Raw genomic sequence first — 19,186 nt, forward strand, 5'->3', positions numbered from 1 at the left:
ACAATATACCGAACTAATCTTGTATTCAGGCTTTCTATTTCGCTATAGTACGTTGAGCAAATTAGACTGAAAGTATAAGTGATTATGCTGTTTAACACTGTAAGAAATCAATTAAAGAAATCTGGTTATATCATCACATTGAGTTGTTTTTGCTCAACATTTGCCTATGCGGAATCTATTGACTGCAATAGCACTGCTTTGCAAGCACAAAAAATATGCACCAAGCAATACAAAGAACAGCGCCAAAAGCTGAATAGCAAATTCTTAACGGCGTATCTGGTGACGGATGCGCCCTTGCAATTGTTACACGATACACAGACCCAGTGGCTCACCCAGATTCAGCAATGTAAAAGCAAAGCCTGCTATGAACAGCAATTTGAGGTGCGTCTGGATGACCTGAATTTTTATACCTCGATGAACCAGACCCTGACCCAACATTATTTAAAATATGAACATGGCAAAATCGCAGCTCAACCTGTTCATCTGCAAATTCATCAACTGGATAAAGACAAGTTAAAAATTGAAGGGATCGCTTACCGCAATCCGAATAACCGACCAGAGACACAAACCTTATCATTACTTGCTTATAGCACGACAGAACAACGCAACCAGATCACCGATAATGAAAAAAAGTGCCAATATCAGTTTGATTTTCAAAAAGCATTACTGGTGATTAAATCTGCACAAAAAGGCTGTGAACGTTTTACCGGGATTTACCGTCCTTATGACTAAGCTATTAACCGTTTAGAAAAAAGCCGATGTAATCACACCGGCTTTTTAGTTTCAGCTTGGGAATTTTTGTGCAATTTCCTGACTGATTAGCACAGCCGTTGCAGCAGATAAGGTCCAGCCTAAATGCCCATGTCCTGTATTATAAAATACACGTGGTTGTTTACCTTGTTTAACCACAGGCAACATATTCGGCATCATTGGACGTAATCCTGCCCATGGCACCACATGCTCAGTGGAAATATCAAAGTTTTGGTTGACCCAATTAATTAAAGGCTGAATACGATCTGCACGAATATCTCGATTATATCCATTAAATTCAGCTGTGCCTGCAATACGTAAACGATCAGCACCCAAGCGAGACGTCACAATCTTGGCACTTTCATCCAATAAACTCACCCAAGGTGCATTATTGACACTGCGCTCATCTCTAAGCTGCACTGTAATCGAGTAACCCTTTACCGGATAGACGTTGACACTATCGCCTAACATATCTGCCAATTGATAACTGCCGACTCCACCACAGACCAGTACCACATCTGCAATAATTTCGGTAATCCCATCCGCAGTTGGATTTACATTTTCTGAACTGTTCTTGCAGTGAACAATTGCCTTATCTTGATTGAATTGAATATCAACCACATCCAGGCCAAAACAATACTTTGCCCCATATTGTTGCGTCCGTTCTGCCAGCCCTACGGAATATTTATGAATATCTCCTGTTGCATCCCCCGCGGTATAATAACCACCGAAATAGTCACCTGTTAAAGTCGGTTCAATCGCCTTCATTTCATCAGGGGTAATCGCATTGCGCTCCAGTTTACCCTCAACCAGCACATCATTGACCTTCTTGGCAATCTCATAGTCTTCTCTGGTGTGATACATATGTAAAATGCCACGTTTTTCCAGATCAAAAGACAGACTTTCTTTTTCAGCCACTTCGAATAATCGTTGTCTGGCTAACAATGCCAAACGCACGGTTTCAATGGTATTGGCTTTATAATTTTTGATATGGGTTAAAAACTCAATCAACCAGCGATATTTATGGGCGCTAAAGGATGGGTTGAGCAACAAGGGGGCATCTTTTTTACTCATCCATTTAATGCCTTTCAGCACTGTGGCTTTCTGGTTCCAGACTTCTGCATTACAGGCTGACAATTGCCCACCATTGGCAAATGAAGTTTCCATAGCCGGAAAAAGATGGCGATCGATCACCGTCACTTCATAGCCGAGTTTAATTAATTCATAAGCAGACGTTACACCCGTAATCCCCGCACCAATCACAACAACATGTGGCATAGCAAACTCCTTGAAATGCATAACATTCCATAATGCTTAGCCCCATCTGTCATGGTACCTGAGAGTTTCGGCAGATGATTACCAATTAATCATGCAGCCTTCCCCTTCGGTGAGTGTTTATCGTAGAAGAAATTAGTCCTATGTTCCTACAAATTGAGCACTGCTCTCCAGATTTTATGTCTATTATTACAGTCCTTCTGCCTGAGAGTTTCCGGGGTCGTTGCTCCTTCGGCGAGTTCATTGAAGAACTTCTCTCCCGCAATAATATTTATATTCCTATAAGCAACATATATGCCGTTCCATAATACGCACACAAAAATCTTGTAAATGTTTGTAGATCAAGATTTATACGTCTACATTTATTCATCGAGTATAAAAAAGCAGACCCGAGGTCTGCTTTTAAATCTTAGAATTTACATTGCAAAATTTGCTCGGAGAATTGACCCTTCCAAAGTTCGCGCAATGTTGGTAAATAGAATTTTTCACCAATCATGACCAGTTCAGCATCAATCAAGGCATGAATCTCATGCATTAACACATAGTCCAAGGCAACCAAAGATAATTGAGGTTGTGTCTGGGCAATCTGCTTCCGCTTAACTTGTGCTTTTTTCACCAGCTCATTGGCAAAATTCTTATCTTTATAGGTAGTAATTGCACTTAGACGAAGCTCAATCACGCCCCAACCTTCCAGTAACTTTTTAAACACGTCAAAATCTTTTGAGGTTGCTTCCCAGGTTACGTTTTCCAGATTATTGTCTTCTGGCAATACTGGTAGCAGTAAATCAGCGGTACTTGGAAAAATTTTCTTTAAATTCAACAGAAACTTAACAGGATTTTCATTGGGTAAATCAGAAAACTGGATGTTGGTTTTAGTATCCGTTAAATAAATATTGAGCATAATGAAGCAACAGTCAGATAAATCAAAACTGTATTGTACGCAGTTCACTTTATAAAAACTACTCATAAAAAAATCCTTCCACGAGCAGAAGGATTTTTTATCTTACCGATTAAAGATTTTTATTTACTATTCGGAGAAACCATATTTTCAGGTTTAACCACTTCATCAAATTGTTCTGCAGTGACCAAACCCAGCTCCACAGCAACCTGTTTCAAGGTTTTATTTTCTTTATAAGCGGTTTTCGCCACTTTGGCAGAATTTTCATAACCGATCACAGGATTTAGCGCAGTCACCAACATCAAAGAGTTATGTAAGAAGTGATCAATCTTGTCGCGATTCGGTTCAATTCCCACTGCACAGTGATCATTAAAGCTATTACATGCATCGCCCAGCAACTGAATCGATTGCAATAAGTTATAAGCAATCACGGGCATAAATACATTCAGCTCGAAGTTGCCAGATGCACCCGCAACGTTAATGGTGGTGTCATTGCCTAGAACTTGAGCGACCACCATGGTCATGGCCTCACTCTGGGTGGGATTGACTTTACCCGGCATGATACTCGAGCCCGGTTCGTTCTCAGGTATACGGATTTCACCAAAACCACAACGTGGCCCACTCGCTAACCAGCGAATATCATTGGCAATCTTATTTAAACTTGCAGCCAAGGTTTTCAATGCACCCGATGCAAATACCGCTGCATCACGGCCAGCCAAAGCTTCAAACTTGTTTGGCGCGGTCACAAACGGCAGACCCGTCAAGATGGCCAATTGCTCAGCCGCTTTCACCGCATAATCAGGATGAGCATTTAAACCGGTTCCAACTGCGGTACCACCTAAAGGCAACTCGTACAGTCCAGCCAATGCCTGTTGCAAGCGTTTTAAACCATGTTCCAGTTGCGATACATAGCCGCTAAACTCTTGACCCAAAGTTAAAGGCGTTGCGTCTTGTAAATGCGTACGACCAATTTTGACAATGTCATCAAATTCTTCTGATTTGCGCTGTAAGGTCTGTTTCAACTTTTCAACCGCAGGAATCAGGAGTTCATTGATTTGCAGACTGGCAGCAACATGAATCGCGGTCGGAAAAGAGTCATTGGTTGATTGTGCACGATTGACATGATCATTCGGATGAACGGGTTTTTGTGCACCCAATACCTGTCCTAATTTCTGGTTGGCAATATTGGCAATCACTTCATTGCAGTTCATATTGCTTTGCGTACCCGAACCGGTTTGCCAGACCACCAGTGGAAATTGTGAATCCCACTGCCCAGCAATCACTTCTTCCGCAGCACCAACAATATATTGACTTAAATCTTCAGGAAGTTGTTTTAATTCAGCATTGGTGATCGCGGCCGCTTTTTTGACTAAGCCCATCGCACGAATCATCGGACGTGGCAAACGCTCCTGACCAATCTTAAAGTTCTGTAAACTTCTTTGCGTTTGCGCACCCCACAAGGCTTCGTTCGGAACCTCGATTTCACCCATGGTGTCGTGTTCAATTCGCATTTGCATAAACAACCTCTGCTCTATCTGGTTAAAATTTTCACGGGCTGAAGCAAAGTAATGCTTTGGCTGGTCAGCTTATCCTAATCAAACCAGTCAAATATGTAAATAAGAATCATTATCTTAATTACCTTTCAGAGTATTCAGATAAAAACGCCATTCATCTTCAATCATTTGTGCCAAAGACCGTTTCGGTGTCCAGTTTAAAATACGCTGCGCCTTCTCGATATTGGCACCCAGCTGAGCTAATTCATCATGTTGATAGATTGCAGGCTGTACACGGACCTCAGCCTGAGTGACCTTGGAAATCTCGTCCAGCAAACTTTGAATTGAGGTCAGTTGGGTATGTGCAATATTGAATGATTCCAGGCATCCAGACTGAGCTTTTAGCCAATTCAAGGTCATTAGAATCGCATCACACGCATCCAGAACATGTAAGAAGCTACGTTCAACCGTGCCATCCTGCGTTTGAGCCTGATTTTGCAGTTCAATACAATCACGTTGCAAAGCAGCGACCTGTAGTGCCAAAGGTACAATATTTTTAGGTAACTGGGTGACATACTCCCCCAGAACACCGTGCTCGAATGCACCCACAATATTAGATAAACGTAGATTGACGATCTTCCATTCAGGATCGACCTTATAGGTATCCGCAATAATATCTTCGACCATTTGCTGCGAGCGGATATAAGGATTGGCGGAGTTATGATTAAATGCTGTTTCTTCTGAAAGTGCTGGATCAGACTGACCATAGACGGCCAAACTGGAAAGATTGACTAACTGTCTCACCCCCATCCGTTGCATCGCACGTAATAAGCTCATGATACTACTGACATTATCATTATAATATTCGAGTGGTTTTAAAGTAGATTCTTCCAAAGACTTAAAACTTGCCGTATGAATGACGGTATCAATTGAATATTGTTCAAATACTTTATTTAATGCAGGCGTATTCCGTACATCCAGTTTCGCAAAAGGAATATACATGCCTGAAATATACTCCAGACGTTCCAGAGTTTGTAAAGTTGAGTTAGCCAGGTTATCAACAATGACAATCTCTTGCCCATGAGCCAATAAACTCAAGGCAATATGTGAACCGATAAAGCCTAAACCACCTGTCACCAAAATCATTGTATACTTACCTTCTTTTTAATCTGTCCATCATCATTTTGCCTACTATGACCATAGTGAATGTTCAATGAGTACACTACTGTTAATTACTTCTCCGCCTACGTCTGTGATTGCATGGCATGCATTCGGTTTAGCCCAAGCATTACAAAATAAGCATGAAGATTTTCGTGTTTTCTTTTACCAAGACGGTGTTCACGTTGCGAACGATTTACAGTGGTTTCCTGATGATCAACGCAACCTGAAACAGGAATGGCAAAAACTGAGCATTCGACTCCCTGTCTGTGTCAGTGCTGCCCTTGCTCGGGGAATCACTGATGCTGGCAATGCACAGCGTCATTCACTTCAACATCACAACTTGGCACAAGGTTTTGAGCTGGTTGGGCTTGGAGAGCTTGCTGATGCAGTGCAAAGCTGTTCTCGTTTAATTCAATTTTAATTTAAGTTCTTTAATAGAGTGTTGCTTTAAAAAGGTAAATTGTGTGAAATCTGTACTTGTCATCCTAACGCAGCCTAATTTAACGAATTTGCAGACCAATGAAAGTCTGTCTGCAACTATGGTTTTAGCAACCTTTGGTATTTCTGTCAAAGTATTATTAAGAGATGCCGGATTGAGTTTATTGAACAATAAATTAGAATTTGACCAGTTCAAACACGCCTTTAAAATCGCCGCCAACATGGTCGACAGTTTTGAGTTCTATGATCTGAATCCGATTTTGATTGAACATAAAAATCAAAAACTTAGCATTATAAAAAACACCGATCAGGAAATTGAATTTGTCGAAATCACCCCTGAATTCATCCGTTCTTTTGATCATATTTTGTATTGGTAAGGACTTTTACTATGGAAAATAGTGCTTTATTTTTAGTTCAATCCTCGTATGGCAATCTCGATAAAATCTGGGAACAGTTAGCACAAATGGCACAATCTGATGACCATATCGTGATTATGGGTGATGCTAGCTTGGCTATTCCAGCGACAGTTTTTAGCCGCTATGCTCATCTCTACTGTCTGGAAAATGAACTGAGCCTGTTGAGTAATGAGAATCAGGAACATGTTAAAGTGATTGATTACGCAGCATTTGCAGATTTAGTTTTGCAATTTAAACGCTGTATCACCTTAAAATAATTTTTTATCGGACTTATTTAAAATTTACTTAGGCTATTTATGCAATTAGAGTTAGATCAAGACGGTCATCTGGTCGATTACACCATCTGGAACCCTGAAGTGGCTCAGGAACTGGCGAAAACACTGGATTTGGAACTGACCGACTGGCATTTTGAGGTCCTCCATGCCGTACGTCAGTTTTATCAGCAATTTGGGCATTCACCCGCGACCCGCCCATTGATTAAGTTTTTAATGAAGACGGTCGGTCCTGAGATTAATAATGCCGAGTTACAGCAACGATTTAATACTGGTCTGGTTGCCCGCCATTTAAGCCGTTTAGCGGGCGTACCCAAACCGGCAAACTGTTTATAATCACCTTCAAGCAAATTTCTTGGCACAGGCTACACATATAATTACAGCAACCGTAACCGCAAACATGGCGATGCTGACCTGTTCATGCAGCAGCACCGCAGCAATGATTAGGCCAAATATCGGTTGCAGGAGTTGTAATTGGCCTACAGTGGCAATCCCGCCTTGCGCCAGACCTTTGTACCAGAAAAAGAAACCGATCAGCATACTGAATAACGAGACATAGGCTAAACCCAGCTTTGCAGAAACTGAAACCTGCGTAAAGTTGACTGGTAAGTAGAGATAGGAAAGCAACAACATGATCGGTAAGGTTATGATCAGTGCCCAGCAAATCACTTGCCAGCCCCCTAAATACTTTGATAGCTGCCCGCCTTCTGCATAGCCAAAACCACAGAGTAATATGGCACATAGCATGAAAACATCACCATAACCAAATGACCAGGCACCGGTCTGAAACATCATAAAACCAAAAACCAGCGCTCCGCCTAAAACAGCAAACAACCAGAATGCGAGATTGGGTCTTTCTCCTCCCCGCACTACACCAAAAATCGCAGTCGCCAACGGCAATAACCCCACAAATACAATAGTATGGGCCGCACTGACATATTGAAGTGCTAGCGCAGTAAATAAAGGAAATCCAACCACCACGCCAAGGGCGACATAAAATAAGGGCAGCCAGTGTTTTTTCTCAGGCAATTTTTGTCGTGACAATAGAAGCAGTGCCAAGCCTAAAAGTCCTGCAATCGCAGCCCTTGCCGCTGTTAAAAAGGTCGGACTAAAATCCATGACCGCCACACGGGTGGCAGGTAAAGAACCTGCAAATATGACCACGCCAATAAAGCCATTGATCCAGCCACTGCTTAAAGACTTCATTTAAATTCTCCAGATCTATATGCAGAATTTAAACTGTGCTAAGGTGAACGCACCATACACACTACAGTACAATTTTAAATAACTGTACTGGTATAAAATCCAACACAGTCAGGCTCAAACCTATGAAAAGCACGAAAATTGATTCTGTGATACAGCATATTCATGATCAGATTAAAACTCGCTCTTTGGTGCCTGGCTCGCGTCTTCCTTCCGTGCGCGCATTGGCTGCTGTTTTGAACCTGTCTGTATCGACCATAGTAGAAGCATACGAACGTCTGGCGGCGCAAGGCCTGATCGAAGCAAAAACAGGTTCAGGCTTCTTTGTAGCCGGGCCACTGGCGCCGTTATCAATCTCGGAAATTCACCCTAAAATTGACCGCAATATTGACCCGCTCTGGATTTCCAGACAAGCACTAGAAGCAAAACAAGGAGTACTCAAACCAGGCTGTGGCTGGTTACCCGATAACTGGATGCCGCATGAAAATATACGCAAAGCAATGCGCAAAGTCTCCAGAGCCCATTCACATATTCTGACTGATTATTCCACCCCACTAGGCTTAGCACCGTTACGTGAATTGCTTTCCCGTAAAATTTTGACCAAAGGGATTGAGGCCACTCCTAATCAGGTTCTATTGACAGACTCCGGCACCCAGGCCATTGATTTAATTTGCCGCTATTTCCTGAAACCAAATGATGTGGTACTGGTGGATGATCCTTGTTATTTTAATTTTCACGCCTTACTCAAAGTTCACCAGATTCAGATCATTGGCGTGCCTTATACGCAAACCGGACCTGATATTGAGGCATTTTCGGAAGCGATTCACAAACATAATCCCCGCTTATATATTACCAATTCAGGCATTCATAATCCGACCGGTGCCGTACTCACCGCATCCAAAGCCTATCAGGTGTTAAAACTGGTTGAGCAATCTAACCTGATTGTGATTGAAGATGATATTTTTTCAGACCTGGAACTCCACACAGCGCCACGACTCGCAGCACTGGATGGTCTGTCTCGCGTCATTCATATTGGTAGTTTTTCTAAAACTTTATCTGGCGCAGTCCGCACAGGTTATATCGCAACCAAACCGGAGTGGATCGAGGATTTAACGGACATCAAGATTGCGACCAGCTTTGGCGGCAATAACCTTTGCGCAGAAATTTTATTTTCAGCTTTAACGGATGGTAGCTATCGTAAATATCTGGATGAATTGAAAATAGATCTGGCAAAAGCCATGGACTCAACCATCAAACAGTTAGAGAAACTGGGCATCAAGCCGTGGGTGAAACCTCAGGCAGGTCTATTTCTATGGTGTGAATTAGCTGAACATCTGGATACCGCACGAATTGCTCAATACTGTCTGGAACAAGGCGTGATTCTGGCACCTGGCAATGCCTTTAGCCAAAGCCAGAAGTTTAAAAATTTTATTCGCTTTAATGTAGCGCAATGCCAGAACCCAAAAATTTTCGAGGTGCTATCGCATGCGATTCAGCATGAAATAGCACATCAGCATGGTTGATTATGCACTTTTTTGTTTCTGTTCGATAAAAGCAAAATAGCCCGGACCAGCAGCTACGCGGACATCTTTGACATGGATGGGCTCATCGCATTCTGAACAGATCACTTTCGGGCTAATTTTCTTGCCACAGCTTTTATGCGTAAATTCAAGCGGCTTGCCCAGTCCCATATCCATCCATTTATCCGCCCATTGCACCATCGCCAAAAGGATCGGATACAGATCCAAACCTTTTTCAGTCAGTTGGTATTCAAAGCGTTCCTGTCGGTCGACATACGGTACCTTGATTAGAATCTCGTGCTCGACCAGACGTTTTAAGCGTTCTGAAAGGACGTGACGGGTTAAGCCCAGACTTCGTTGAAAGTCATCAAAACGGCGTACACCCATAAATGCATTACGTAAGATGAGCATTGTCCAACGATCACCTAATACTGAAAGCGTCCGAGCTACTGAACATGGCTGATCACCAATTTCTTCCCATTTCATTATTATCACCTAATCATTTTTTTAAAGTTTTTGCAGACATGGAATCTATGTCTTGAACCGTCATGTTTAGAAACTAAACAATATAAAATATACACTAAACTACCTTATCTATCAGATGCAATATTGGCACTTGGCGAAAAGTGACAATATTCACAAATTTTACTCCTTTCTGCTGAACCTTTAATTGCGAATGAATAATCCGTTCATTTCCATTCCTGCTTCAGGCTGGATATGCGCAGGAATACGTACCAGACAGTTGGCCTGCATCAGATTACTCAGCATATGCGATTGTTGCTTGGCAAGACTTTTCAGTTTGAGTTTGCCTTGTTCAAAGTAGGCATGCATCCGTAAGAATCGCTCACGTGCATCCGACTTCAAATCATGGGTCAGTATTGCGCTAAACCATTCCAGAGATTGAGTCTGGCTTTGTAAGGCATCGAATAGAACCTTGCCATACATCTGCATACACACATACACGGCTGCCGGATTACCAGGCAAACCGAGTATATAGCAGTGATGATTGGGAGCCGTATATTCAGCAAAAAATAAAGGCTTGCCTGGTTTTTGCTTGACCTTCCAGAACACCTGCTCAAAGCCTGCTTCAAAGGCACAAGGACGGACAAAATCATAGTCCCCTACAGAAACACCGCCTGTGGTAATAATCACATCATAATGTAGTTTGAGCTGTTCAAAGCATTGTGTCACCTGCTCTGCTTCATCCGCTATATGTCGTATTTCTACCGCTAGCCCATAGTCTTGCAACCAGGCTTTTAACAGCGGACCATTGGCATCAAACACTTTGCCAGCCTGTAGATCATCGGGAGTTTCAGCAACTTCATCACCGGTAATCACCACAGCAACTTTGGGCTGTTTAAATACTTCAAGTGTTTTCACGCCTGCCATACTTAAAGCGGCCAAAGCACCGATATTAATGCGTTGACCAGGCTCCGCCAGTTGTTGCCCACACTGCACTTCTTCTCCGGTAAAACGGATATCGGCCTGAGCCTTGATATGCTCAGTCAAACGGATCAGATGCTCGCTTTCAACATGTACAATTTCTTGCCGAGCTACATGGGTGGTTCCTTCAGGGATTTTCCCCCCAGTAAAAATACGAACGGCTTGTCCATCTGTAAGCTGTACATCCGCTTCACTACCGGCCTTAATCTCTCCAATCACCGAGAAAGTCGCATCTTGCAAGTTTTCACTAACGCTATGGATTGCATAGCCATCCACTGCACTTTGTGAGAAGCTGGGTAAATTCACCTGAGCAGTGATCACTTGAGCCAGATAACGATTGAGACACTCGCCCAAAGGCAAGGTCTCAGTGGCTAAGATTTTGGTTTGAGCTTGAATCAGTGCGAATGCATCATCAATACTGATCAAGCCTTTTTCAGCACCACATCCAGACATTATTCATAACCTCCCGGATGTGGTAAGTCTCGGCAGACATCAAAAATATGTACCAATGCAGGTAAAATCGCAGCCATAGATTCACTGGCCCCGCCACGGCTGCCTGGTAAAGTCACCACCAACGAACGATCAATAAATCCTGCAACACCACGTGACATCGCCGCATAAGGCGTGCGCTTCTGACCAAATGAACGTGCCGCTTCCATCAGACCATCCAGTTTTCTTTCCAGCAGCGGCTCAAGCGTATCCACCGTAATATCACGCTTGCCAATTCCTGTTCCACCAACCGTCATGATGCAAGCATAAGATTTAGTTAACTCCAGAACCAGATCTTTTAACTGGTCAGCTTCATCAGGCAGGATTTGATAATGAATCGGATCAAAGCCCGCTTCGGTCAAGGTCTCAACCACGGACTTACCTGCCGTATCCGGTTTACGTCCCGAAGCCACAGTATCCGAAAGCACAATCACAGCAGCAGAAACAGGCTGACGCAAAGTGCGTTTAAAGTGGGATTTACCACCCTTTTTCTTCAGTAACTTGCATTGATCCAGACACAGCTCTTCAGGTTCGCAATGCGGTTTCAGCATGTCATACAGGGTTAATCCAGCCAGACTGGCAGCCGTCAAAGCTTCCATCTCAACACCTGTCGGTCCGATGGTTTCAACTGTGGTTAAGATCACCACATGATTATCCTGCAGCTCATATTCCACATCAGCACGATAAATCGGTAAGGGATGACACAGCGGAATCAGCTCATCTGTGCGTTTCGCTGCCAGAATGCCTGCAATTCGCGCGGTTTTTAAGGCATCGCCTTTTTCGGTATTTCCATCACGAAGTAACTGAATACAATGGGCGGGTGCATGTAAAATTGCTTGTGCTTCAGCTACACGGTAACTTTCGGGTTTCATCCCAACATTTTTCATTTTAACTTCCTGAGACTTTATTCGTGTGTATGCGTATGTGTGCAATTTTCTGAATGATGAACATGTTGATGCCGCTCAGCCTGAGACGTTGATTCAGCCGTATCTTTGCGGATACAACAGCCTTCCACATAGTGACTGGTGCCATCCATGAAAAACTCTTCTTTCCAGATTGGAACCTCATGTTTGACCCGTTCTACAGCTTCTTCACAGGCCTGAAAAGCTTCACGGCGATGAGCGGCATAGGCAACGGCAATAATTGCCGTTTCGCTGACCTCTAGATAACCGATACGATGCAGCACCCGAACATAAGAAACCTGATATTTGTCTTTGACTTGCTGTTCGATTTCACGAATCATCTTTTCAGCAACGGGCGTATAGGAGGTATATTTCAAGGCCTTGACCGCTTTACCTTCATGATGGTTACGCACTGTGCCGATAAAAATATCAATTCCCCCACATTCAGGAAAGGATTGAATGGGATCAAAGCTGTCAAGGCTTAGCGGCTGATCCTGTACTCGGGCAAATTCACGCATATTTAGCCTCCTGCTACTGGCGACAACAGTACTAAAGTACAAGATCTATCTAATACGGTTTGACGCGTCACCATATCTTCTCCTATTGCGCAGGCACATTTTTCCATGGCCTGATCAGCCTCAGGATAGAGTTTTACTATCTGGGTCAATACATCTTTGACACTTTGATTTTCTGCAAACTCGAATGTTAGCGACTTGGGTAACAATCGTTCAATTGCGCCAAAAGCTTCAATTTTAATCTCAATGGTTTGCATATTTACTCCAGATCACATGCGGGTTTAACCACCCAGCATATGCATACTGATTTTACGGGTGTGTTGCTGTTGTATGGCATGATATCCTTGGGCTTTATGCCAGATATAAGGTTTAAGCTGTTGTTCGAGTTGCAATAACGCAAGCTGCTTTAACTCATTATTCTGTTGAAGTATATCCTGTAAATAAGGCTTGATATTTAAGCCCTGTTGAGCAAACAGGCAATTATAAAGTTCACCTTGAGCCGTTAAACGGATTCGATCGCAATCGCCACAAAATGAATGGCTAATGGTCGAAATAATACCAAGTGGATAATCGCCATCGAGTTGATAGATCCGTGCAGGCTCATGCTGCTGTGGTAAAAGCTGAACCTCATAATGTGGCTGGAGTTGCGCTAAAATTTCCGCTTCAGTGACCACCGTATCATTCGTCCAGTGCCGATCACCATCCAGTGGCATAAACTCGATAAAGCGCAATGGGATGCTCTGTTGTTTTGCCCACTGTACCATCGGCACAATCTGGTCATCATTTCGACCTTTCATTAACACACAATTGAGTTTAAATGGCAGCTCAGCCTTTCTTGCAGCCTCTATACCATTGAGTACGGGTACAAGTTCCTTTTTGGTTAGTTGCTTGAACTGGGCCGGATTCAGGCTATCCAGACTGATATTAAGATCGTCTAAACCCGCCTGTTTCAAAGCTTGTGCATACTTCGCCAGATAATGGGCATTGGTGGTGATTGAAATCCGTTTTAAGCCGAACGCTCTTAGCCGTTGTAAATCAGCAATAAAATGCACCACGCCCTGACGCATTAACGGCTCGCCACCCGTGATACGAATATTCTCGATCCCTTGCCCGACCATATATTGGCAAAAGGCAAATAAGGCTTCGAAACTAAGCAAATCCTGTTTTTTCATCCATTCAGGATGCTCAGGCATACAATAAATGCACTTGAAATTGCAGCGATCCGTCACGGAAATCCGTAACTTACGCTTAATACGACCATACTGGTCCTGAAGAACCGGTAAAGTCGTTTCAAGTTTTTCATGCTTCATCATACGCACTCATTTGTAGATCTTTTAACTGGCCCAGCACAAGTTCTGTGCAGGTTTGTTGATGTATTAAATCAAAGTATTTTTTATTACAGCAATAATTATTCCAATCACATCCTGTGTTCAAGCTTGCTGCTGCTGATTCATACAAATCAGCAACACATTCAATTTACGCATAAAAATATCTGATGTCTTGCATATTTTTGTTCAAAATTGCATGCACTATTTTCAAGCAATTTGCTCAGCAGTGATTAAATTTGGTGCATCATTATAATAAAATCAATACCCTGATCGTCTAAACCATTACTGGCTGCAAACGTACAGGTACATATTTATGATATGGCGTCTTGGATAACGGAAGGTCAAGACCTTTTATCTGAATTCAAAAAAATCTATGGATAGCCGCATGACTTTGAGATGACAAGCTTATAACAACTTAATATAAGACAATTTAAGTTACAATTATGATAACAAAGCACGCATTAATATATTGAGGTTTATTGTTTTTTATAAAAATTTAAATGAAACAAAACTCAACCCAGCATTATAGAAATAAAATTTTATTAAAATTCATACAATTACACTTTCACAAAAGTATTTTAATCCAAAATAAAAAGGGCTTTTCATTTTTATGTAAAAGCCCTTTTATATGAGACACATAACAACAAACTGACCTAAAAATGATTACTTAATCACAAAATACTCATCAATATATTAACTTCTTATGTTTTACCAAGAGATCTTTTTTCTCGTTATATAGTTTTTCATTAATATCTTTTGATTGAAACATTTTGCTTCTTTTAATCATATATTCAGGTTTGTAATTTCCTTCCTGATCATAATTTGCAGGATTAAATTCAGGAAAATCATCATAATAGTCAGATACTTTTTGCATATTCATCTCCTTAGACTCAATACAGTTTATTAAAAATTAATATATTGAAGTATGTACTACAACAGAGCCATGCACTATATAAATCTTAAATACCAAAACATTCTATATGAGAAATGTAAGAAAAATTTACGATGTATTACAAACATTACTAATGTAAATTACGTTCTGCTTATGTTTGCTTATTGACAACTCAACTATTATAAATTTTTTATCGCTCTATAATAAAATAAAATGGTAATAAGAGATATTAAAATTGAACAATAGAACAGATAAAATAAGTTCAGCATCAGATTATTTAACCTGTCTGAGAGATAAGCTTAGCTCGAATAATAATAAACCATGCCTGTTTCTGGATATAGATGGGACTTTATCAGATTTCCAATTAGATCCTAATGATTGCTATATTCCATCGAGCACTTTAGATATTATAAATAAAATAATATTAGAACAAATTCCGGTGGTCGCAGTAACTGGACGAGATATTGAATCTGCACGTAAACTATTTGAAACGATTGATCTTCCGATTGCTGCATTACATGGCTTAGAAATATATCTAGGTAAAGAAAAACAATTAAAAACATCGAACAATTTTTTAGAAATTTCTTATATTTACAACATATTAACTAAAGCATGTAGCTCTTATCCTGACTTACTGATTGAAAATAAGACCTCTTCAATCGCTTTACATTATAGAAAAGCGCCTGAACTGGAAAATATTGCAAAAAAAATAATACTGGAAACCCAGCAAGTATTTCCTCAGCTGAAATTAATTCAAGGCAAATTCGTTTATGAGTTAATTCCCGCACAAGCCAATAAAGGTCTGGCAATTAAGGAAGTTTTAGCACACCTCAAGCAACAAGATGCTTATGCACCCATTTTTATTGGCGATGACGTTACGGATGAAGATGGCTTTTATATTGTCAATCAGATTGAACAAGGTATTTCAATCAAAGTAGGCCAAGGATTGACCCATGCCAGATACCAACTTGAAGACACAAAACAAGTTCATGATTTTTTAGAATTATTTTTAGAGCATGTTCAAAACCATGACAACAATATCAACAACATTAAGGGCAACAACAACTTAGGTGGAGAGAAAATATGTCTAAATTAATTATTTTATCCAATCGTGTCAGTATTCCAAACGGGCAAAAGGCTTCGGCAGGTGGACTTGCTGTGGCGATACAAGATGCTTTAGATGATATTGGCGGTGTATGGCTCGGATGGAACGGAGAAAGAGTCGATACACCAGATGAGGTACAGTTTAATTTACTTCGCAAAGATGACGTTGAATATATCACCTGCCCTTTAACTGAGTCGCAATATTCAGATTATTATGCCGGATTTGCCAATAATACACTTTGGCCAGCCATGCATTATCGTTCTGATCTGATTGAATATAAATCATCGGAGTATGAAGGTTATCAGCAAGTTAATTATTTATTCGCTCAAAAACTTGCAGAAATTGCAGAACCCGACGATACCATTTGGGTACATGACTACCACTTCTTAAGCGTGGCAAAATATTGCCGTGAATTGGGTATGCAAAACAAGATTGGATTCTTCCTGCATATCCCTTTTGCTCCTTTATTTATCTGGCAAAAAATTCCGTGTGCACAGGCATTGATTGAAGACTTGTGTCAGTACGATGTGGTGGGTCTGCAAACCGAAAAAGATCAGAAAGTATGTATGCAAGTCTGCACATCCTTATTGAAAGCACAAAAGCTTCAGCAGACTTTATTAAGCTACCATCAACGTTTGACCCTGATTAAATGCTATCCGATCGGGGTCAATCCAACAGCCATCCAAAAAGCAGCCCAACAGTTTATCGATGTTCAGGATTTCATTACCCGTCCTGTGGAACTGAATGCCGCGAAAACCATTATTGGCGTCGACCGGATCGATTACTCAAAAGGTTTGCTGGAACGTTTCCTGTCCTATGCAGAATTTTTAGAGCAATATCCTGAATATCATCAACATATTCAACATTTGCAGATTGCTTGCCCGTGTCGTCTGGAAGTCCCTGCTTATCAACGTTTATTTGAGCGTTTTAAAATTAAGATCGAGATGATTAATCAGGAATTTGCCCAAGAAGACTGGCAACCGGTGGAATGTATCTATGATGCAATGAAACATCATCACTTGATGCAAATCTATCGTCAGGCCGATGTGTGCTGGATCAGTTCAATTCGTGACGGCATGAATCTGGTGGCAAAAGAATATATTGCGGCACAAAATCCGTCTAATCCAGGCGTGTTAATTTTGTCTAAATATGCAGGCGCCGCCGAACACATGTCAGAAGCAATTCTGGTAGACCCGACCGATAAAACGGCGATGGTCAATGCCTTGAAAACAGCGCTGGAAATGCCGCGTCAAGAACGTATTTCACGCTACAAACAACTGATGAAAGGTTTAAAAGATTTTGATATTAATGACTGGCGCAATGCATTTCTTAGTGACTTACAGTACAAAACCGCTTTACAGGATTTCAGATTTATGGGAATGCGTAACGTTAATCCGATTTATCAAAATTTATAACAGCCATTCTGCAAGCAACTGGCAATATCCAGATATTGCCAGTTCAATTTTATCTGTATCTTATTTCACGTAAGTCCAACGATTTAATGCCACAATCAGCAATAATACGCCTGATAAAGCCATAAAAACCGTACTTAAACCGAACAGCTCAGCAATCATTCCAATCATAGCAGGCCCGACCAGTATGCCAGTATAGGCCAATGTTGACACACAAGACAGTGCGACTGCGCTTGTCATGACTGTCTGACGTCCGGCACGTGAAAACATGATCGGTACGATATTGGAACATCCAGCACCAACTAAAGTATAGCCCAGTAATACCAGCCACCAATGCGGTGCAATACTGACCAGTGCCAAACCCAGGGCGGCACAAATCGCGCTATAGCTGAGCAGTTTTTTCTCACCGAAATAGCGGATCAGAGTGTGTCCGGTAAAACGTCCTGTGGTCATGGCAATCGCAAAAAAGGTATAGGCCAATCCTGCAAAGGCAGCATTTACCCCATATTCATGGGTTAAATAAATCCCGCTCCAGTCCATTGCTGCGCCTTCCATCATAAAAATGATAAAGCAAGCCAACCCGATCAGCACAATCAAAGGTTGTGGCAAACGCTGGAGAAGTGACTTTTTAACGGTCGAGGATACTTCTGGTACTGTATTTTCCACCGCTTTTATACTGAGGGGCGCTAAAAGAACGGCGATAAGTACCAACAGCAAGCTCACTGCCAGCGCACTCACCAGTGGTGAAACACTCAAGGCCAGTAATGCAGTAATGGTCAGTACACCGGCCAATCCGCCCAGACTGGCCATTCCATGAAAGCCGGACATCAGCGATTTCAGGCTATTCTTCTCGACCACCACAGCCTGGATATTAAGCGCAACACCCAAGCTTCCTGAGGCTGTACCAAATAAGAATAAGGAGATAGCCATCATCAAAGGAGTACTGCATAAACTCAGGCTTGGCAGCAAAACGGCGAGCAACAATAAAGCAAAGCCAATTGGTACACGGCAGCCAATACGCTGCACGATTTTGCCCGTCGCAGGCATAGCCAGCATGCCGCCTAAGCCACCCCATAACAACAATAAGCCGAAATCTGCATGATTAAAATGCAGACGCTGTTGCGCAAAAGGGATCAGCGGTGCCCAGGCAGCCGTAGCAAAACCCAAGCCGAAAAAGCTGAAGCGAGTTGAAAGACGTTGAGCACTTAATTGAATTTCAGGATCAACAAGGGCAGCTCTGGAAAAAAGGATCATTTAATACCATCCACACAAATTAACTCAGATCTTCCATCTCAGATAAATCTCCATAGAAAAACCCCTGTGGATCTATAGAGCAGTTCTATAAATTCACAGAGGCTTTTATGGCGAAATTATACACAAAATTACATGAAAAACATCTTTTTTTACAAATATAAAGTTATTAAATTTCAAATACTTAATTCCATATTTACAATAAAATTAAACTGCTTATTTCTAAGGCTTTTTTAATTTTACTAAACATATTCAATCATAAATCGAAGTATATTCATGGCTTAATTAGCATCTATATCTCTGTACACGACAAATTTCACAGAACCCTTATCCTATCAGGATTCTGCTTTCTTAAAATTGCCAAAATTTCCTTAAACTCTTCTTTTTTCCCAAAACCAATTAAACGCTGAATCGCCATTTGAA

21 protein-coding genes and 1 riboswitch are annotated in these 19,186 nt (G+C 41.5%); of the genes, 8 read left to right on the forward strand and 13 right to left on the reverse strand.

What is annotated here, in order from left to right:
• Positions 1–84 precede the first annotated feature (84 nt).
• Complete coding sequence (locus MSG93_RS06235) at positions 85–732, forward strand: A1S_1983 family putative colistin resistance protein (RefSeq protein ID WP_202739739.1); 648 nt, start codon at positions 85–87, stop codon at positions 730–732.
• Positions 733–783: 51 nt separating this feature from the next.
• On the opposite strand, the gene MSG93_RS06240 is transcribed toward MSG93_RS06235, so the two are convergent.
• The 4 genes from MSG93_RS06240 to MSG93_RS06255 form a co-directional block, all read right to left on the reverse strand.
• Positions 784–2,028: a D-amino acid dehydrogenase gene (locus tag MSG93_RS06240; RefSeq protein ID WP_324620992.1), complete on the reverse strand. Its 1,245-nt coding sequence runs from the start codon at positions 2,026–2,028 to the stop codon at positions 784–786.
• Positions 2,029–2,207: 179 nt separating this feature from the next.
• Positions 2,208–2,297: riboswitch (glycine riboswitch) on the reverse strand.
• A gap of 137 nt (positions 2,298–2,434) precedes the next feature.
• Positions 2,435–2,926 carry a hypothetical protein gene (locus MSG93_RS06245; protein WP_324621034.1) on the reverse strand — a complete coding sequence of 164 codons (492 nt, stop codon included), beginning with the start codon at positions 2,924–2,926 and terminating at the stop codon, positions 2,435–2,437.
• Between the two features lie 119 nt (positions 2,927–3,045).
• The gene (fumC, locus tag MSG93_RS06250) at positions 3,046–4,440 is read right to left on the reverse strand and encodes a class II fumarate hydratase (RefSeq protein ID WP_005230200.1); all 1,395 of its coding nucleotides are present in this window, start codon (positions 4,438–4,440) and stop codon (positions 3,046–3,048) included.
• A gap of 114 nt (positions 4,441–4,554) precedes the next feature.
• Complete coding sequence (locus tag MSG93_RS06255) at positions 4,555–5,562, reverse strand: SDR family NAD(P)-dependent oxidoreductase (RefSeq protein WP_324620993.1); 1,008 nt, start codon at positions 5,560–5,562, stop codon at positions 4,555–4,557.
• A 67-nt stretch (positions 5,563–5,629) separates the two neighbouring features.
• Here MSG93_RS06255 and tusD point away from each other — a divergent pair, with 67 nt between their 5' ends.
• Genes tusD through MSG93_RS06275 form a run of 4 tightly spaced genes read left to right on the forward strand, consistent with a single transcriptional unit; the run spans position 5,630 to position 7,039 of the window.
• The gene (tusD, locus tag MSG93_RS06260) at positions 5,630–5,998 is read left to right on the forward strand and encodes a sulfurtransferase complex subunit TusD (protein WP_005230196.1); all 369 of its coding nucleotides are present in this window, start codon (positions 5,630–5,632) and stop codon (positions 5,996–5,998) included.
• 43 nt (positions 5,999–6,041) lie between these two features.
• Complete coding sequence (locus MSG93_RS06265; protein ID WP_324620994.1) at positions 6,042–6,392, forward strand: hypothetical protein; 351 nt, start codon at positions 6,042–6,044, stop codon at positions 6,390–6,392.
• An 11-nt stretch (positions 6,393–6,403) separates the two neighbouring features.
• Positions 6,404–6,688 carry a hypothetical protein gene (locus MSG93_RS06270; RefSeq protein WP_324620995.1) on the forward strand — a complete coding sequence of 95 codons (285 nt, stop codon included), beginning with the start codon at positions 6,404–6,406 and terminating at the stop codon, positions 6,686–6,688.
• 39 nt (positions 6,689–6,727) lie between these two features.
• Positions 6,728–7,039, forward strand: coding sequence for a TusE/DsrC/DsvC family sulfur relay protein (locus MSG93_RS06275; protein ID WP_005230193.1), 312 nt, complete (start codon positions 6,728–6,730; stop codon positions 7,037–7,039).
• A gap of 6 nt (positions 7,040–7,045) precedes the next feature.
• Here MSG93_RS06275 and MSG93_RS06280 read toward each other — a convergent pair whose 3' ends face one another.
• Entirely contained in the window at positions 7,046–7,909 is an 864-nt protein-coding gene (locus MSG93_RS06280) for a DMT family transporter (RefSeq protein WP_324620996.1), read from the reverse strand.
• 122 nt (positions 7,910–8,031) lie between these two features.
• Between MSG93_RS06280 and MSG93_RS06285 the strand changes: the two genes are divergently transcribed.
• On the forward strand, positions 8,032–9,429 hold the full coding sequence (locus MSG93_RS06285) for a PLP-dependent aminotransferase family protein (RefSeq protein ID WP_324620997.1): 1,398 nt from the start codon (positions 8,032–8,034) through the stop codon (positions 9,427–9,429).
• Here MSG93_RS06285 and MSG93_RS06290 read toward each other — a convergent pair whose 3' ends face one another.
• From MSG93_RS06290 to MSG93_RS06320, 7 genes are all read right to left on the reverse strand, one after another.
• Positions 9,430–9,912 carry a winged helix-turn-helix transcriptional regulator gene (locus MSG93_RS06290; protein ID WP_009515465.1) on the reverse strand — a complete coding sequence of 161 codons (483 nt, stop codon included), beginning with the start codon at positions 9,910–9,912 and terminating at the stop codon, positions 9,430–9,432.
• 180 nt (positions 9,913–10,092) lie between these two features.
• A complete protein-coding gene (locus MSG93_RS06295) occupies positions 10,093–11,322 on the reverse strand; it encodes a molybdopterin molybdotransferase MoeA (RefSeq protein ID WP_324620998.1) in 1,230 nt (409 codons plus the stop codon).
• Positions 11,322–12,245, reverse strand: coding sequence for a bifunctional molybdenum cofactor biosynthesis protein MoaC/MoaB (gene moaCB, locus MSG93_RS06300; protein ID WP_324620999.1), 924 nt, complete (start codon positions 12,243–12,245; stop codon positions 11,322–11,324). Before moaCB ends, MSG93_RS06295 begins: the two co-directional genes overlap by 1 nt.
• A 17-nt stretch (positions 12,246–12,262) precedes the next feature.
• Entirely contained in the window at positions 12,263–12,778 is a 516-nt protein-coding gene (locus MSG93_RS06305) for a molybdenum cofactor biosynthesis protein MoaE (RefSeq protein ID WP_324621000.1), read from the reverse strand.
• Between the two features lie 2 nt (positions 12,779–12,780).
• Positions 12,781–13,032, reverse strand: coding sequence for a MoaD/ThiS family protein (locus tag MSG93_RS06310; RefSeq protein ID WP_324621001.1), 252 nt, complete (start codon positions 13,030–13,032; stop codon positions 12,781–12,783).
• Positions 13,033–13,056: 24 nt separating this feature from the next.
• Positions 13,057–14,088: a GTP 3',8-cyclase MoaA gene (gene moaA, locus MSG93_RS06315; protein WP_324621002.1), complete on the reverse strand. Its 1,032-nt coding sequence runs from the start codon at positions 14,086–14,088 to the stop codon at positions 13,057–13,059.
• Between the two features lie 700 nt (positions 14,089–14,788).
• Positions 14,789–14,977 carry a hypothetical protein gene (locus MSG93_RS06320; RefSeq protein ID WP_005230176.1) on the reverse strand — a complete coding sequence of 63 codons (189 nt, stop codon included), beginning with the start codon at positions 14,975–14,977 and terminating at the stop codon, positions 14,789–14,791.
• A gap of 253 nt (positions 14,978–15,230) precedes the next feature.
• On the opposite strand from MSG93_RS06320, the gene otsB reads away from it, so the two are divergent.
• Together otsB and MSG93_RS06330 are read left to right on the forward strand one after the other, a co-directional pair.
• The gene (otsB, locus tag MSG93_RS06325; RefSeq protein ID WP_324621003.1) at positions 15,231–16,091 is read left to right on the forward strand and encodes a trehalose-phosphatase; all 861 of its coding nucleotides are present in this window, start codon (positions 15,231–15,233) and stop codon (positions 16,089–16,091) included.
• Positions 16,079–17,515 (forward strand): trehalose-6-phosphate synthase, encoded by a 1,437-nt coding sequence (locus MSG93_RS06330; protein WP_324621004.1) that lies wholly within the window; start codon positions 16,079–16,081, stop codon positions 17,513–17,515. The genes otsB and MSG93_RS06330 overlap by 13 nt, the downstream gene beginning before the upstream one ends.
• 60 nt (positions 17,516–17,575) lie before the next feature.
• On the opposite strand, the gene MSG93_RS06335 is transcribed toward MSG93_RS06330, so the two are convergent.
• Positions 17,576–18,766, reverse strand: coding sequence for an MFS transporter (locus MSG93_RS06335; RefSeq protein ID WP_324621005.1), 1,191 nt, complete (start codon positions 18,764–18,766; stop codon positions 17,576–17,578).
• Between the last annotated feature and the right edge of the window lie 420 nt (positions 18,767–19,186).

The sequence above is a fragment of the Acinetobacter sp. IK40 genome (assembly GCF_035615075.1).
Lineage (GTDB): Bacteria > Pseudomonadota > Gammaproteobacteria > Pseudomonadales > Moraxellaceae > Acinetobacter > Acinetobacter courvalinii.